This is a genomic window from Sphingobacterium sp. WM (genome assembly GCF_029542465.1).
Taxonomy (GTDB): Bacteria; Bacteroidota; Bacteroidia; order Sphingobacteriales; family Sphingobacteriaceae; genus Sphingobacterium; species Sphingobacterium cellulitidis.
Window position 1 is genome coordinate 2594742 of sequence record NZ_CP120709.1, and the last position, 17751, is coordinate 2612492.

Below are 17751 nucleotides of genomic sequence, written 5' to 3' on the forward strand. Positions count from 1 at the left end.
GCTGGTGGTATTTTTGAAAAAGGTTTGTATGATTGGAATATTAAAAATAGGGACAACTTCGAATCCTGAGTGATCAGCAGGCTGAGCCAAACTTGAAAAGTGGTTGCATTTTAACCAAGTTTGCCATACCTAATTAAAAGACAAAGAAACATTTATGAAACGTTTCATTGTAGAAGTAATAAGTAGGACAAACTGCGAAGCAATATAAATAGATTGTGTAAGTACACAATTTATTTGATATCTTGGTTTGGGGCATAATATTCCCCTAAATTGGTGATTGGGATGCCTAATAACCTGAATCAAGTAATTAAGTTTTATATATTTTTTGTTTGTCAATACATTTACTTATATATTGAAATCAATTGTATTTATTTTGCTTTATGTAAAGAAATGAGATACAAACAAAAGATATTCAAATTTTTAAATTTAACTTAAAACTATATCTCGAAATTCGTATATAAGTAAGGATTAGTGAAAATTTCTGTAAAATAGTTTCTCTAAACATCTGTTAAACGAAAGCGTTAATAAAATCAATTATAAAAAAACAATGCCAATACCAAATTTTGATCATAATAATGTAATTCCACCATTTGTTGGTATGCCAACAAATCCTAATGATATATCTCCTTATCTTTGCTCAATTGTTGAGTTTTGTAACCATTTTGCAACCAGTCCTCAAAGGATAGATATCTTAAAAAGATTTTTGGAATTTAGAGGATTATTAAATCAATATGGAATAATTCAAGGATTTCATTGGCTCGATGGTAGTTTTTCTGAAAATATTGAAACTACAGAAAATAGAGCGCCAAATGATTTAGATTTAGTTACTTTTTTTGGTGGTTTAGACCAACAGCAATTTGTAAATATTCAACAGAATTTTGAACCTTTTTTTAATCCTAGTTTATCAAAACAAATTTTCAAATTAGACCATTATCCAGTTGACTTTTGTTATGATCCATATGTAACAGTCGAATCAACTCGATACTGGATACAATTATTTTCTCATAATAGGCATAAAATTTGGAAGGGTATTTTAAGAATAGAACTTAATACACCAACCGAAGATTTATATGCATTAAATTATTTAAATTCGCTATAATTATGAGTTTATACACGAAAATACAAAATATAAAAACTCAAATTATTGAGACTGAACGATTACTAAATATGGTAATTGATCATCCTATTATGTCTTTAAGTTTAAAGCAAAAAATTGCTCAACTAAACGAAGAATTAAATAGTTTACCTGAAAAACATTATGAACCTAAGGTTGAATTACTATTTAGTGGAAATGCAGTTTCTGGATCGGAGGGAATCAAAATTAATTTTTTAAATAAGATAATTAAACCTTTTCAAGATTTAGTTAAAACACAAATTGCTGTAACTTCTTTTACTAATAAAGTGAAAAGAAACGCTTTGAAAAATAAAAGCACTTTATATTTAACTGCTTTACCAAGAGGATCTTTTGGAATTGAACTTTCACAATTAGATAAATCTGATTTAATGGATGATATAGAAGTATCGGAATCTATTAAAGAGGTTATTCACATAATTGAAAAAACATCATTGTCTGATGATGAATTTGAAAAAATTGTGGAAAATCATCCTAAAAGTATTTTAAAGAATTTATCAAAATTTTTGAAAGCTATTTCAGATGAAGAATCAATTTTAAAAATTCAGTCTAATGAAGTAAATGCTGAAATTGAAATTGATAAAATTCACATAGCCTATGAAAGAGTTTCAAAAACAATAAATGAAGAAACTGAGGAAGTAATAAAGGGAATTTTTAAAGGATTGTTACTTGAATCAGGAAAATTTGAAATGATTACATCAATGGGAGTTTATATAACAGGATTTATCAGTTCAGATTTAGATGAAGAAACATTAATAGATTATCAAAAATCGTATATAAATCAAGAGGTTGATTTTTTATTAACTAAAAATGAAACTCATTATAAAAATGGCACGTTGAAAATCTCATATGAATTAAAAGAAATATTAAAAAACGCCATCAACTAACATCGGTTTCGCGAAATGGCGGGTTAAATGATAATTGAAAGTTTTGGCTTTATATCTCGCAAAAAACCAATTACATTGAGTTTTTCTTAAATTTATACGTTGAATTTGCTTTTGCTTACTGTATCCGGAATTGAAACTTTTCCAATTCACTTCTCGACACTAGTGCCAAGTCCCGAAACGTTAGCAGTAATCATACCAGGCCAAACTCTATATCAAATGAAAATAAAAATTTTAGACACTGGGATATTTATTAAGGAAAATTTTTTTCACGGAAAGAAAATAAACTCCTTATTAAGTTTAAGTATAAAAGGAATTATTGAGATATACATTACGGAAATAACATATAACGAATTAAAAAATAAGTTTTCTAGTTTTCTAGATAAAGCAATCTCAAACCACAAAAAATTCACAAAGGAACAAGAAAATTGGATTTTGAGGAATAATAAAAATTCTGATAAATTATTTGAAAAAATTGACAAAACCACAATTGAAACAGAATTTGAAAATAAATTAGATGATTTTATTAAAGAAGGAGTTATAAAAGTAATACCCTATAAATCAATTAATATTAAATCTGTTTTTGATAATTATTTCCAAGGATTGCCTCCTTTTGGAAATGGAGATAAAAAATCAGAATTTCCTGATGCGTTTAGTCTAGGATTAATAAAAGATTATCTATCAACAAAAGGCTTTGATGCTGTTGTATTTTCAACAGATAAAGATTTTATTAAATGCTCCTCATCTTCACTAGAAATAACAAATGAATATGATAAATATTTAGATGAAAAATTCAAGCATCTTGACAAAATAAAATCAGATATAACAAATATATTATTTTTACAAAACAAAGAGTTCCTTAAACAAAGTTTTGTTGACTGGTATAAATCAAATTTGGACGATTTTTCACTTTATTATGAAGCTGTAAATTATAAAGAAATTTACGATCTAACAATAGATGAAGATGACATTGAAATTGGAGATTTAGAATATAATATTGTAAATATAGAAGATGATGTTGTTATAATTGAAGTTACAGGAGATGTAAATGTAAAAGTTAGTGTACTAACAGATGACGAAGAGTTTATGTACTATGATAGTGACGACAAGAGTTATCATTATCTTGAAACTAATTTTGAAACATTTGAAAAGAAATTTAACTCTAAAATGATTGTAACAACTGAAATCATTTCTGAAGAAGATTACTTTGAGGATTTTGAAATAGAATCAATAAATGATGGTGTGAAAGTTAGTTTTAATATAGAAAATAAATATTATGACTAACAATAAAATCGGTAAGTTTTGCACAACTATGATTTTTGTGTAAAGCCCAAAATATTTGACCTCGTATGAGAATTTCTAACCGAGGTTAATTAAATTAAAAATAACCTTCATCCTTCAAACTATAATACCCCTTTGTTCCGACACTCAAATTATTACACCTCTCAATATCTAATACCTAAATAGTTACTATATTGTTCAGAAATTTGGACTTAATGTTTTACATTTACACCCTGTTATAAATTTTCATACACAACTTTAAAAGTAATTAATTTTTACCTATTTTTAACAAAATTACTTGACCATTAAAATGTTAACCATCTTCTTTTAAATAAATGAGTTCATAAACAATTATAGACTTAGACTAAAAACTTCAAGGATATAATTACAGAAGATAACTTAATTTTAGCTGGCTCTAAAGTTATAGATAAATCGGGAGATCCTCATATTGTAATAGTCTTGTTTTTCAGCTGACAGAAATCAAGTATACAATCAACAGTACAAACCACCCGTATTTTTAAATCAAAAAGTTTTCGTAAATAATGAAATAAAAACAATTGGTAAATTAAATAATTCGGCAAACTCAAAAGATAACATTTATACATATATTTTCTTTAGAGATATTTATTGTGAATTCAAGTCTGAAAGATATACATCAGGGTCGGACATTCTTTTTTTCGTATTTAAAAAATGGCCTGATCATGAAAATGATTTTTTGTATGTAAATAAAACTCTTCCAGAATTTGAATCTGTTTAATAACATAGGAATTGATTGAAAACTACTGATAGAGTTCTAGAAGCTAATAATGATTACTTTGAAGCATCTGTCACAATACCAACTAATACATTTTTTGCAATAGATCTTTACTTGAGCCTTGAAAGGATAAGGATAGATCAAATGTGGGTATTTCGGAGGGATTGTGCCATTGATTTGGGTTAAACCGTGCCACTTTTGAGATCATACAATTATATGAAAAACTTATTTTATATCCATTATATTTTGCCTTTACGTAAAGAATCTCCTTCTAGATTTATCCTATGAGAAGAGTTCACAATTCTATCGAGTATTGCGTCTGCTACTGTGCCCTCTCCACCGATAATTTCGTACCATGCTGCCACAGGTATCTGGGAAGATATGATCGTCGATCTCTTTCCATGTCTGTCATCTATTATATCCATTAGCGATTCCCTGTCCTGAACATCCAGGGCCTGCAAGCCAAAGTCATCTAGTATCAATAGTTCCATTTTATTAAGTTTATCCAATTCTTATAGGTATGTTCCATCGACCTTACATAGCTTTAGCTTCTTGAAGATCCTGGAGGTTATCCCATAAAAGGTTTTCTTTCCATATAGGCAGGCCTGATTTCCCAGTGCCTGTGCAATATAGCTTTTACCAGTTCCGGCGGCCCCGCATATAATTATATTCTCTTTGCGCGATATAAAGTCCAACGTGCTCAACCTGAGGAACATGTTCTTGTCCAGGTTCCTCTCATTGCGGTAATTGATGTCCGCTATGCTTGCCGTCTGTCTAAAGCAGGCTTGCTTGATCAGTCGTTCCGTTTTGTTGTTTTCTCTTTCTTCCCATTGGTGATCCGTTAGGATTGCCAGATATTCATCACAGGTGATTCCTTCAAGCTTGTTCTGTTCTACGTTCTGCTGATGCAGTCGCGCCATTGCACCCAGGCGCATGTTCTTTAGTTTCTCGATTGTCTGATTGTTCATAATGTTATGATTTTAGTATTATTTATAGGCAGATGCCCCCCTAATGTTCTCATGGTAAGGGATATGGGGCTTTGGTTCTTCTGCCCCAGTTTCATCGTAGGGCAACTTATCCATATTATTTTTTAAGATGTTTTTGATGTGGCCATATGAGCAAGCCTCAGTTTCCCAAGCTCTTCTGCAGGCATTGTTCAGTCTCTCTGAGCTGTATGATCGATAAAGTTCAATGACACCCAGAGCTCTTTTATATCCTATTTCCGGATAGTCCTGAGAAGTGAGGATCCTTTCCACGCACTTCAGTACATATTCTCCATGGGTAGCTGCCTTTCTCTTAAAGAACTCCGGATTCCAGTCCGAATAGAACTTGTGCGTACTGCTCAGGTGATCCGTATTGGTAATATAGCTACCCTTGGAGAGATTCCTGGGATGGAGAGCAATGCGCTGATGATTATAATATACTTCCACACGGGTATATGTATAGTGTATCATGGTCTCTTTTCCTATGAAACGGTATGGAACGCTATAATAGCTCTTGTCGGGAGAGAAGTAGACATAGCCCATCTTCTGCACCTTTGCCCTTTTATAGTCCTTGAGTTCATAAGGTTCATCAGGAAGACTTTTGAGATACTGTCTCTCGATCCGTTGGTAGAGTTCGATCCTGCTTGATTCCTTCCGCTTGAAGAACAGTTCATTATAGCGCTTCAAGAGCTGTCTGATATGAACATTCAGCTCATCAAGTGAAAAAAATGTCATCTGCCGTATCGGGTAATAGATGCGTTGATAGGTCAGATGGACCGCATTTTCCACCAGGGCCTTGTCCTGCGCGGCATAGCTCCGGGTGGGATTGATCACGCAGTTGTAATGGCGGGCAAAGTCCTTGAAGGTCCGGTTGATCTCAGCTTCGTACTTGCTGGCCCTATTGACCGCTGATTTCAGGTTGTCCGATACGATGGCCCTGGGGACACCCTGAAAGAACTGCAGGGCATTCCTGCAGCAGGATATAAGATCTGCCCGCCTTTGTGTCATACATGCCTGAACATAAGTGTACTGGCTATAGGGAAGAATAGCGACAAATACTTCAACGTTCGTTACTTCGCCGGTATCACGGTCGACGATCTGGAGCTTCTTTCCAGCAAAGTCTATGAACATTTCCTGCCCGGCAACATGGTCGAGCTTCATGGAGCCTTTTTCTATAGGATATTTACGGCGGTAATGCTCCAGAAACTGGGTATAGCTATATGGATCTTTGCTCTGTTCGACATATTGCTGATAGTGGTACAGAAAGGTAAAGCCGGGATGGTTACGCGCCCTGTTTACACCCTCGAAAAACAGCATAAGTTCATTGTGACGGTCGGTATCGATCGTAGTATAGGAAGAAAATAATTCAGCTAAAGCGGCATTGTCCAACTCCAGAAGAGACGTGAAAGGGTAATCACTGGCAGAGAACAGTTTGATATAGGTATTTACGGTATTGCGTGAAATACCCAAAATTACGGCTATTCTACGATTGCTCAAACCATCAAGATGTAATGTAAGGATCTGTTTTAAGTCCATTGGATCAAGTATATTGGCCATGTCGCTGATTTTTTTTGGCGACAAGGTAATTTATTGATCTCAGAAAGTGGCACAAATCAAACCGTAAACCACTGCTGTTTAAAGAGTAGTGACATAGATGATGATTGACGGACGGTGGCACAAATCGAACCGTAATAACAAATTAAGGAGAGAATATGAAACCAAAATTTTCTTAAAAACTAATCTTGGCACAAATCGATCCGTAATATACTAAATCATTACTGGTCATATGGCACATTTTGAACCGTAATAACTGGCACTAACAGACTTAAATGACTGGCACAAATCGATCCGAAATATCCAAAATGATGATGTCATTGAAAATGCAAATGTTTGGATAGAAAATATTGGGTTAAACTTAACACACTAGCTTATTGGACAAAACGAACCATACTAGAAAATTTTGGAAAGTGACTATTCCATAGAATAAAGTCACTTTTTATTTTAAAATTTCGGAATTTAGGTTACTTTCACAAACTCTTAATTACTAAATTACCTCAATACTTTTGTAAACTTTTCCATCTCATCATTTAATAGAGAATTCAGCTTTAAAATAGGTTAAAAATTTTAATTGAAATATTGAATAGCGATTAAAACATTCCTGCTTCTCTTAAGCTCATGAAGAAATCCGATGACATCAAGAGATAAACACAAACTTCTATATCCAACATCTTACCAACTTTAACAGCCTTATTTGTGATTGCCTAATCTTGTGAACCTGCTTTTAACTTTTCCGAAGGATAGTAATGTTACAAAATAATCTTGAATGCAATAGTTTTAAGAGCTATAGAAAAAATTACTTTCCTATCAACATGTATAAAGTCCTTAACTTCTAACTACGCTAGAAGATTCTCTAAAAATAAGCCTTTTCCCCTTTCTCTACTTCCCTTCCTTCCCCATCTCCAATACCAAACTCCCTCCTTTTACAAGATCCTCATGGCTTAACTGCTTTGAACCATAGCTCTTCCCATTTAATGTTGCAGACTGTATATATAGATTTTCCTTCGAATTGTTATTGGCAATAATTTGAAACTTCTTCCCATTATCTAGATTAAAAGTTACCTTACTAAAGACAGGACTTGTAATCTCATAGGTTGGATCTCCAGGTGCTATTGGATGAATCCCAGAAGCTGCCAAAACATACCATGCCGACATCTGTCCAACATCTTCATTTCCCGTCAATCCTTCTACACTATTTTTATAGGCATGCTCACAAATATAACGGGTCCATTTTTGTGTCAATGATGGTGCTCCTAGCCTATTGAATAAAAACGGAACATGATGAACGGGCTCATTGGCATGATTATAATAATTGTTCCATAAAAAGTCCTGAGGGGTATTTTCAAAGAATGATTGTAAATCCGCAAGGACCTTTTCCCTTCCGCCCATCAATTCAACCATTCCTTCTACATCATGCGGCACAAACCAACCCTGCTGATATGGATTCGATTCTATACTGCCATACCATTCCTTTAATCGACCTTCCTTCGGCCAATCCTGCCATTTCCCATCCGCATGTTTGGGCCTGAACCAACCCTTCTTGCTGTCAAAAATATTTTTGTAATATTTACTCCTCGCTAAATACTTCTCATGTATATCTTTCTTCCCCAATTCCTTTGCCATCTGCGCAATACACCAATCGCCATAGGCAAATTCTAAGGTTTCGGAAATTCCATAGCCATTTTCAACCGGAACATATCCTAGTTCTCCATTTCCAAATTTATCCGAAGTCTTGATCATCAGATCCAAAGCCTCATCTTTATTATAGCCTCGGATCCCCTTTGCATAGGCATCCGCAATGACGGATAGAGCCGGATTACCAACCATGCAACCGGAATAGGCATTGAAAAACTCCCAACGCTCCAAATAGTTCTTATTGCTTTGCGTCGCCAAGCTCATCAAAGAATTGATCTCATCATTGACTAATTTGGGATTGATGATAGTCTGCAATGGAAATTGACTTCTGAACACATCCCAACCGCTAAAGATAGTGCGCTTCGTAAATCCTTCCGCCAAATGAACCTGACCATTTGGTCTAGGATAGCGACCATCAACATCTGTTATATTGCGAGGATCTATCATGGTATGATAGAGTGCGGTATAGAATATGGTTTTCTCATCTTCTGTTCCGCCCTCCACTTCGATCTTTCCTAATGCTTTGTCCCAAGCTTCACGAGCCGATTGTTGCATCGTCCTAAAGTTCTTGCCATGGACGTCTGCATAAAAATTATTTTCAGCGCCTTTTTGATCAGTAAAGGATATCCCTACCTTCAAGGTTACTTGTTCCTGATCCTTCGTCGGAAACTCCAGAAAAAATCCCACATGCTCCGCTTCTATTCCCGAAGCTCCTTTGATGACATGCGCTTTTTCTATTAATTTTTGATACTCTACACTAGCCACATCTGCATTTTTCCGCTTTTGATCATCCGGAACTTCCAATGCCCAAAAGCCATAATCCAACAAGGGCTTGCTGAATTCGGCATAGAAATAAACAGTATAGTCGGCCTGACCAGCGCCATCGCCCCAACCTCCTCCTGATGGATCACATTTTATCCATCCTCGAATAGTTCTTTCATCAACAACATCAACCGCCTGTCGAGTGGATGTTCCTCCAACCCGTCTGGCTAAATCAATCTGAATTCGGGAGCTGTCATTCTCTGGAAAGGTAAATCGTAACATTCCTCCATATGGGGATGCTGTCGCTTCGGCTTTAATCTGATAGCGATCTAAAAACACAGAATAATACCCTGCTTCGGCTTTCTCAGTGGACTTATCATAGGTTGATCGATACCCATCTAATTCTGTATTTCCTTCTTTCCCTGCTATCAGTCGCAATGGGCCCGTTGTTGGCATCACAAGGAAGTTTCCTAAATCTCCATACCAGCCAACACCACTCATCTGGGTAAACGCAAAACCTTCCAAGGTCTTATGCTCATAACTGTAGCCTGATCCATTATCACCGCCGGTAATCGTATTTGGACTTACCTGAGTCATCCCAAATGGGGTTGTCGCTCCTGGAAAGGTCTTGCCTAAACCATGAACCGAACTCGCTGTATTGGTACTTGCGCCGATAAAGGGATTCACATATCGGGAAGGACCAAGCTCCGTTTGGGCTTGACCAAAACTATAAGTCAATATGCTGATTACACCTAGAATTATGGATTTTATTTGCATGTTTTTAAAGCTAGAATATCCTAAATATAGGAATTCTTTCATCATTACTGATTTGATAGCTTTTTGAACTTCTGGGAAAATAACGCGGATAAGATGGAATTTGTAATTATTGCTTTTGCGTACTCATAAACTTTCCAATTTGGCCTGCCGTCCTAATCAAATTGGCTTTACTGTGCTTAATGGATTCTTCCAAACTTTCAGGTTGATTTGCAATTGGCAGGAGTAAACTAAAATATTCCTGCAATTTCGGGGGTATTTCTAGGGGTATTCTTCCTGCCAAACCAATACAAGGAATATGGAGTTTTTTCGCTTTTTCAGCGACAGTAATCGGGGCTTTGCCATCCAAGGACTGCTGATCAATACTTCCTTCAGCCGTGATCAAAAGATCTGCTTCTTTTAGTTCCTGATCAAACTTCGTCAACTCGCAAAAATAACTCGCGCCATGTTGGAGATCTGCCTTTAAATATACTGCAAATGCTGCTCCTAATCCGCCGGCTGCACCTCCACCCTGAATGCTGTTCATCGACTTCCCCAACACCTTTTTGCTAAGTTTATCAAACTTACTCAGGAAGCTTTCTAGTTGTTCGACATCTGCTGCCTTCGCTCCTTTTTGCGGACCGAATACTTCTGCAGCACCTTTCTTACCTAGTAATTTATTATCTACATCACATAGGACGGTGAACTTACAGCCCTTTACAAGTTCCTCAAAATTGGAACAATCTATTTTTTCAACCTCATCAAAATTGCCAGGCATGGCTTGAATTTTTTGGTCAGACTTATCCTTAAACTCCAAACCTAATGCCTGAAGCATGCCAATGCCCCCATCAACTGTCGCAGAACCGCCCAAACAAATGATAAAGTTTTTTATCCCAGATTCTATCTGTGAACGAATAACCTGACCTAACCCTTTTGTACTCGAGTCCAATGGATTTTTAACCTTGTTATTTACGGATTTATAACCAGAGGTTTCGGCAACTTCGATGACAGCAGTTTTCCCACGATGGATTAATGCATAATTAGCTTGGGTTTTTCTTAGGTAAGCTCCTTCCACCTGCATGGATTTCATCTCACCTTTTAAATGCTTGCAGATTAAATGGGAAGTATAATCGCCGCCGTCCCCAATTGGAAACTTTATAAATTTGCTTTTCAGGCCCGATTGCTTCAATCCTATCTCAATCGCATCTGCTACCTCATCCGCCATCAGGCTATTCTTAAAACTATTGGGGGCAATCAATATAACCATCGTCAAGAATAAACTTCAGGGTTTAAACAGGTTTTAAGCTTCTCTCCTTGAACAAAAGCCACAATATTTTCAGCGGCAATTCTTGCCATTCCACCCCTAGCCTCAAGTGTGGCTGATCCTATATGCGGAAGTACGCAAACACGCTCTTGCTTCAATAATGGATTATCTGGAAGCATCGGTTCCGGATCGGTCACATCTAGCCCTGCTCCCCAAATCTCCCCTGCTTTTAATGCCTCATCCAAATCCAGTTCATTCACAAATCCTCCCCTGGCTGTATTGACTAGGATAGCATTTTCCTTCATTTGGCTAAAGACATCCTTATTAAATAAACCATGGTATTCAGGTGAATAATTTGCATGTATCGATAATACATCTGATTGTGCCAATAACTCCTCAAAACTGACGTATTTAGCCCCTAACTTCTCCTCCATCTCTGGATGTCGGTTTCGATTATGATAGATAATAGGCATATCATAGGCTCCTTGACATTTAATCGCCATTTCATAACCTATCCTACCCAAACCAAAAATCCCTAAGGTTTTTCCATAGAGCTCCTGACCTAGATTCGCAACAGGATTAAAATATTTAAATCGAACTCCAATCCGAACCTGATTGGTTTGAAAGGATGCCAAGCGTGAGACCATCAGCATCAGCATAAAAGATATATCAGAGGTCGCCTTACTCAATACATCGGGAGTATTGGAAACCGGAATTCCCCTGCGAGTAGCTTCAGGGAGATCGACTTGATCATAACCTACTGAAAACAAGGAAACAGCCTTTACCGAAGGACATAAATCAAAGAATTTAGCATCGATTTTATAGGCTCCAATATTTAAGATGGCATCACATTGTTGACAATAAGAAATCCATTCATCATATGAAATTTCAGGATTCTCCGGCATTAGTAGGTCAATGTCGGGACGAGCCAACAATTGCATCCCCACTTCTGGAATTAATTTATTGATAAAGATTTTCATGTTTAGGTGGTTTAATATGCTATAGGCATAATATACTAATAATCTATGAATTATAGTTAATTTCATAGAAATTCAAACCCAAAAATACCCTTCAGATTGCTGCCTTATCGAAAGGATCGAAGTGCTGGTTGCCCATTTACTCTACCTGTTGGACTTACTATATTATAATTATATCGAGCTGAAAACATGACCTTATCAAACCTATAAATGGCATCATAATAAGCGGCAATAAAATATTTATTGTCTTTGGAAACTGCATAACTGCCATTATCAGGGGTAATACTATTCGGAAAATATAAATCAGTTTTCGTTAATGAATAGTTCAGTAACGAAAGATAGTCCCCACGGGTACCTGTCAATGCAAATATTGAATTTTCTTCCCCTTCCTCGTTGGAAAATGCCCATGGAACAACGCCATTATAACTCCGATTGATCACCTTCATGCTTGGAAATTCCAACAATGCATCTTCCCAATACCCATTAATGAGGAGTTTATTACCTTTCGGGTTGGAAAAGAAAAATGGGTTGAATGGAAATGGAACCGGAGATTCAAAAAATTTACTATATGTTTTAGTTTTCCCATTTAATATAATTGGGGATGTACCATCTAAATATCCAACAATATCGTTGCCTCCATTAACGAGAACCGGAACTTTTATAGATTTATAAAATTCATTCTCTACACTTGGATGTTTATAAATGCTGTCGTTCTTGGAGGCATCAATGGCTTTCCAAACCTCTCCTGAAGATTGAATATTCCCAACATTGACCATTCCAAACCCTGAATTCGTAAACAAAATATCCTCTGGATAGATAAATGGATACATTTCATTATCCCCTTTTAGAACTTTCAAGGTGATAGTTTTTATCTTCTTCCCATTTTTTGGATCATAAACATAGATTTCTGGTTTCTGATCCGTCGTCACATACATCAATTGATTATAAGGATTAATTACAAAATCAATCGGAGCTTCAGGCAAAGTAATCTCTTGTACAACTTTAAAAGATTCCAGGTCCATTTTGACCAATTTACTTGCAAACTCTAATTGTGGACCCCTGGCTAATACCCATAGACTTTTATTATCCCTATCCATAATTATCTTGTGAACACCTACTTCAGTACCAATACTTGCCTTCTTGGAAAAATAATCTATCTGGACAGTTTCACTAAGCGTATTCCCATCATAATCAGTAACAGAATAATAAATTGGAAAGGACCTCCCTAAGGAAGCACAACCATATTTGAATTTGACCGTCTTACCGCCATCCGAAAGGTTAGAACCCATATCAGTAGGAAGACACAATTCATATTTATTCGAAATGGTATTGATCTTTATGGGCTTATTAAAAGTAAAAAAAATGGAGTCCGATAAAGGTGTATTTCCGCCTGTATGCGCCACTAACCTTAAATTTACTTGTTGAGTAACCTTTATGAGAATGGTACTATCTGAAATTCTAAATTTAAGGTTCCCCTCCCTTTCCTCATCCGAGAGATTTTCAGTAGCAAAAGCAAGGACAGATGTATTCCCGGTTGCACTCTTCTTGTCCACAGTAAGCCATTCAACATCTGATTCTACGGTCCAGGCAGCATTCGATTTAACAGCAATTACCGATTCGCTATTTTTTCCTTTAAGCTTTAAGGTTAAAAATTCCAACTCTAAGTAAGGATCCCCATCTTCTAAAACCACATTCAATTGGTTTTCTTGATCTTTCTTCACCATTAATGTCTGGACCTGATCCAAGAAATGTTGCTTCCGAACAATTACCTTTACCTCCCCAACCTTTGTTTTCTCAAAAACCGCCTGCCCTGAATAGCTGGTCATTTTCTTTTGATGAAGATCCACGAGTTCCACCTCTGCTTCTTCTATAGGATTATTTTGCTTATCCAAAACCTTAACCTCAAGTTTTGCAGTTATAATCTTTTCAATATCATCTTTCTTGCAGGAATTTGTTACGAGCAGTAAAATGCCAAGAATATACAACAGCAGGGATTGACGGTTCATAATCCGAATAAATAGTTAATAATCTCAATAATTGATTTTGAATGTATTTTTCTCCCTAAAATGAAGAGTAAAAACATCAATCAAAAATATCAGTTTTTTTGAATTTATCTTGAAATATATTTAACCAAATATTTAATAAAATCTTCTGCAAAAAACAGAACAACCAACCTTTCCCAATAAATCTTTGCTATCGTACACAATAAGGTCATATGCGATAATATATCCAAATCATTAAGTTTCTATTAAGTTTTAAAACCAAGGGAAATCGAAGGAATTCTATTAGTAAATTTATACTAACAATCAGATAGATAGATAAATATCATGACACATAAGATTCAAGAATTAAGCGAAGCTGTATTAATGAAGAAACTTATCCGGTTAAAGACCTTGACCTCCATTCATGTTTTTGCACTAGGTCTTTATTGGGTTTCTTCCTTAGCATTAGGAATGATCGTTGAGCACATGTTCCTCTGGTTATTCTCCATCATTTCCTTTCCAATTCTAATATTGAATATTAAATCCATGAATGAAATCAAGGAAGAATTAGAAAACAGAAAAAACATCATTAATAATCCATCAACTGAAGCGTTTGGTTAAAATATTCAAGCCGCAATCATTAATAATTCAAATTGTATTTTTCATCTTACTTAGGTCAGGATCACCCCTGACCTAAGTCGTTTATTTAGCATCCTGATTTTGAACAACTTCCACTCTCAAAACAAAATTACCCCCTTAATTACCATTCTAACGCACATTCCTAGTGTTTATAATAAGTTTGTTACAATTAAGATTCCTAAATCGCACTTTATTGAATCTCAATCAAGATTCACATGTTAAGAAAAGTTAAGACTTTATTTTTGCCTTGCATTTCTTATAGATTTGTTTCCATGATCAAACATATGTATTTAAAATTATCAGCCGTAATATTGGCATTAAGCGTATCAGCTAATGCATTTGCACAAGAATCAGATTCTGTAGAATATAAAGAAAACAAGGAAAAGGCAATTAAATTTGCTGTCAACAAAAACATAAATGCAGCATTACCCCTATTGACTTCATGTTATCAAAAAAACATGGAAGACAAGGAAGTCCAAACCATGATCTCGGCATCATTGATTAGCATTGCTTCCGACAAGGCGAATCTTCAAGGATCTTTGGACACCATCAATTCATGGACTGCCAAGTTTCCATTCTTAAAAGATGACAAGCAGGTTCGTAAGGTATATACCATCAATGCGAATCAATTGGCATTCTTGAGTTTCCAGGAAAAAAACATAGAAAAATCATTGGCTTACCATGACATTGTAATCGAAGAACTTTCGAAAAACCAAGACTTGGGGCTAAAAGACAATAAAGACCTTATTTCAATGGCAGTAAATTTAGCAGCTGACCAATTTGAAAAGAAAGAGTTCCGTAACGCTAGAAAAATAGCAAGCGAAAGCTTAGCCTACTTCAACGATCCAGAACTCAAAAAGATGTTGAAATACATGGATGATAAAAACTTGGGACTTAATTAAGTCCCATTTTTTATTTAGAGGGGTATGTTGTACAACACAACGCATAAAAATAGATTCCGCATCTTCGATGCGGAATGACAATGACATTATTAAATTAGGACGTGGTAAAAAAAATGGTTCTTCGGCTTTGCCGAAGAACCATTTTTTTTACCACGTCCCTCATACATTTATTCTGTCTTTCTGAGCGTAGCGAAGAATCTATTTCTATTCAGCCATAGGTCTAAATACTCTATACTAAATACTAAATAAGATCCACACTTCTTTTCACGAATGCCGTCAATTCAGCGCCTGTTAATAATCCTCTGGACAACAATGCCAAATCAAAAGCTTGTTTTGCTAATTTTTCAGCCTCATCTTCATTCGATTCTACGATGCGTTTAACAAGGGGGTGGTTACCATTGACTGTAACTTTATAATTATCAGGCAATGTTCCATAGAAGCCCATACCGCCACCGGTTTTCGCCATATCTTTCATCCTGCGCATAAACTCATCCATCGTAACGGAAACTGGAAGATCATTCGCATTTAGGGCATCAACTTCCACCTTCATATCAGGACGTGAGATTGCTTTCTCGAATATTCCAGTCGCTTTTTTGCTTTCATCCTCAGATAATGTTTGTTCTATCTGTTCATCTTTTGGAATCAACTTATCGATAACATCGGAATCCACACGCTTCATCTGGATTTTCTCACCTCCATGCTGCTCTACATATCCCGCAAAGTGGGTATCCAAAGGACCTTGGAAGTTAAGCACATCGTACCCTTTCGCTAAAGCGGCAGAAATATAACCATCCTGTTGCGCCTTATCTTGGGTATATAGGTAAACGATATTACCATCTTTGTCAACTTGAATGTCTTTCACTTTCTCATAATATTCTTTGAAAGTGTAATAATCGTTGTTTACATTCTGTAGCAAGCAGAAATCCTTTGCTTTTTCAGCAAATTTCTCATCACTCAACATTCCGTATTTGATGAACAGATTGATGTCAGCCCATTTCTCTTCAAATCCTTTACGGTCAGATTTAAAAATCTCATTTAACTTGTCAGCAACCTTCTTGGTGATGTAATTATTGATTTTCTTCACATTACTATCAGCCTGTAGGAAAGAGCGGGAAACGTTCAATGGAATATCTGGTGAATCAATAACACCTTGTAATAGCATCAAAAATTCAGGAACAATGTCTTTCACCTCATCGGTAATAAACACTTGTCTCGAGTATAATTGAATCTTATTACGTTGGATTTCCAGTTCATTCTTAATTTTAGGAAAATAAAGAATACCTGTCAGGTTAAATGGATAATCAACATTCAGGTGAATCCAGAATAATGGTTCATCCATGGAATGCGGATATAGTTCATGATAGAACTTCAGGTAATCTTCATCCGTTAATTCCGAAGGTGATTTCGTCCAAGCTGGTTGAGTATTATTGATGATATTAGGAACTTCAACAGACTTATACTGTGGTTTACCTTCAGCATCTTCCCCATCAGGTTCAGATTCTGTTTTTGTTCCGAACTGAATTGGAACTGGTAAAAACTTACAATATTTATTCAGGATTTGTTGAATTCTATTTTTTTGAAGGAATTCCAATGATTCTTCATTGATATGAAGGATTACATCGGTACCTCTAGTTGTTCTTGTACCAGCGGAGATTTCATAGGATGTAGAACCATCACACAGCCAATGTGCAGGTTCAGCACCTTCTTGGAAGGAAAGGGAATCAATTTCCACCTGGTCTGCAACCATAAAGGCAGAATAGAATCCTAGACCAAATCGACCAATGATTTCATTGGCATCATTTGCTTCCTTGAATTTCTCCATAAATTCAGTAGCGCCTGAAAATGCGATTTGATTAATGTATTTCTTTATTTCTTCAGCAGTCATACCAATACCGTTATCTGATATGGTAATCGTTTTTGCCGCCTCATCCAGTTTAACTTGGATGGTCAAATCCCCAACTTCACCGTTATATTGCCCTAAGGACGCCAATCGCTTGATCTTTTGGGATGCATCTACCGCATTCGATACTAACTCACGTAAAAATATTTCATTATCGGAGTATAAAAACTTCTTAATAACCGGAAAAATATTCTCGGTATGAATTGAAATAGTACCTTTCTCTTCTTGCATATGTTTGATTTTTTATTTTTAAGATTTATGTATCCAATGCTAATCAACTTATATTCCAATGTTATTTTTAAGTCATTTTGACAGCTAATTCTGAAATTTTTACACAATTCCCTAC

11 protein-coding genes and 1 pseudogene are annotated in these 17751 nt (G+C 35.7%); 5 read left to right on the forward strand and 7 right to left on the reverse strand.

The window, feature by feature from the left end:
- Positions 1 to 547: 547 nt before the first annotated feature.
- From PZ892_RS11095 to PZ892_RS11105, 3 genes are all read left to right on the forward strand, one after another.
- Positions 548 to 1099, forward strand: a complete 552-nt coding sequence (locus tag PZ892_RS11095; protein ID WP_277711230.1) for a hypothetical protein — start codon at positions 548 to 550, stop codon at positions 1097 to 1099.
- A gap of 2 nt (positions 1100 to 1101) precedes the next feature.
- Entirely contained in the window at positions 1102 to 2019 is a 918-nt protein-coding gene (locus PZ892_RS11100; RefSeq protein WP_277711231.1) for a hypothetical protein, read from the forward strand.
- Between the two features lie 216 nt (positions 2020 to 2235).
- Positions 2236 to 3300 carry a PIN domain-containing protein gene (locus PZ892_RS11105; protein ID WP_277711232.1) on the forward strand — a complete coding sequence of 355 codons (1065 nt, stop codon included), beginning with the start codon at positions 2236 to 2238 and terminating at the stop codon, positions 3298 to 3300.
- Positions 3301 to 4290: 990 nt separating this feature from the next.
- On the opposite strand, the pseudogene istB reads toward PZ892_RS11105, so the two are convergent.
- From istB to PZ892_RS11135, 6 genes and pseudogenes are all read right to left on the reverse strand, one after another.
- A pseudogene (istB, locus tag PZ892_RS11110) lies at positions 4291 to 5019 on the reverse strand (IS21-like element helper ATPase IstB).
- An 18-nt stretch (positions 5020 to 5037) separates the two neighbouring features.
- Positions 5038 to 6591 (reverse strand): IS21 family transposase, encoded by a 1554-nt coding sequence (gene istA, locus PZ892_RS11115; protein ID WP_277711233.1) that lies wholly within the window; start codon positions 6589 to 6591, stop codon positions 5038 to 5040.
- Between the two features lie 879 nt (positions 6592 to 7470).
- Entirely contained in the window at positions 7471 to 9810 is a 2340-nt protein-coding gene (locus PZ892_RS11120; protein ID WP_277711234.1) for a GH92 family glycosyl hydrolase, read from the reverse strand.
- A gap of 61 nt (positions 9811 to 9871) precedes the next feature.
- A complete protein-coding gene (locus tag PZ892_RS11125) occupies positions 9872 to 11008 on the reverse strand; it encodes a glycerate kinase (RefSeq protein WP_277711235.1) in 1137 nt (378 codons plus the stop codon).
- A gap of 2 nt (positions 11009 to 11010) precedes the next feature.
- Entirely contained in the window at positions 11011 to 11985 is a 975-nt protein-coding gene (locus PZ892_RS11130) for a D-glycerate dehydrogenase (protein WP_094258821.1), read from the reverse strand.
- Between the two features lie 104 nt (positions 11986 to 12089).
- Positions 12090 to 13988: a BACON domain-containing protein gene (locus PZ892_RS11135; protein ID WP_277711236.1), complete on the reverse strand. Its 1899-nt coding sequence runs from the start codon at positions 13986 to 13988 to the stop codon at positions 12090 to 12092.
- A gap of 321 nt (positions 13989 to 14309) precedes the next feature.
- Here PZ892_RS11135 and PZ892_RS11140 point away from each other — a divergent pair, with 321 nt between their 5' ends.
- On the forward strand, positions 14310 to 14585 hold the full coding sequence (locus PZ892_RS11140; protein ID WP_094282283.1) for a hypothetical protein: 276 nt from the start codon (positions 14310 to 14312) through the stop codon (positions 14583 to 14585).
- A 233-nt stretch (positions 14586 to 14818) separates the two neighbouring features.
- Entirely contained in the window at positions 14819 to 15505 is a 687-nt protein-coding gene (locus PZ892_RS11145; protein WP_188713449.1) for a hypothetical protein, read from the forward strand.
- A gap of 241 nt (positions 15506 to 15746) precedes the next feature.
- On the opposite strand, the gene htpG is transcribed toward PZ892_RS11145, so the two are convergent.
- Complete coding sequence (gene htpG, locus PZ892_RS11150; protein WP_277711237.1) at positions 15747 to 17636, reverse strand: molecular chaperone HtpG; 1890 nt, start codon at positions 17634 to 17636, stop codon at positions 15747 to 15749.
- Between the last annotated feature and the right edge of the window lie 115 nt (positions 17637 to 17751).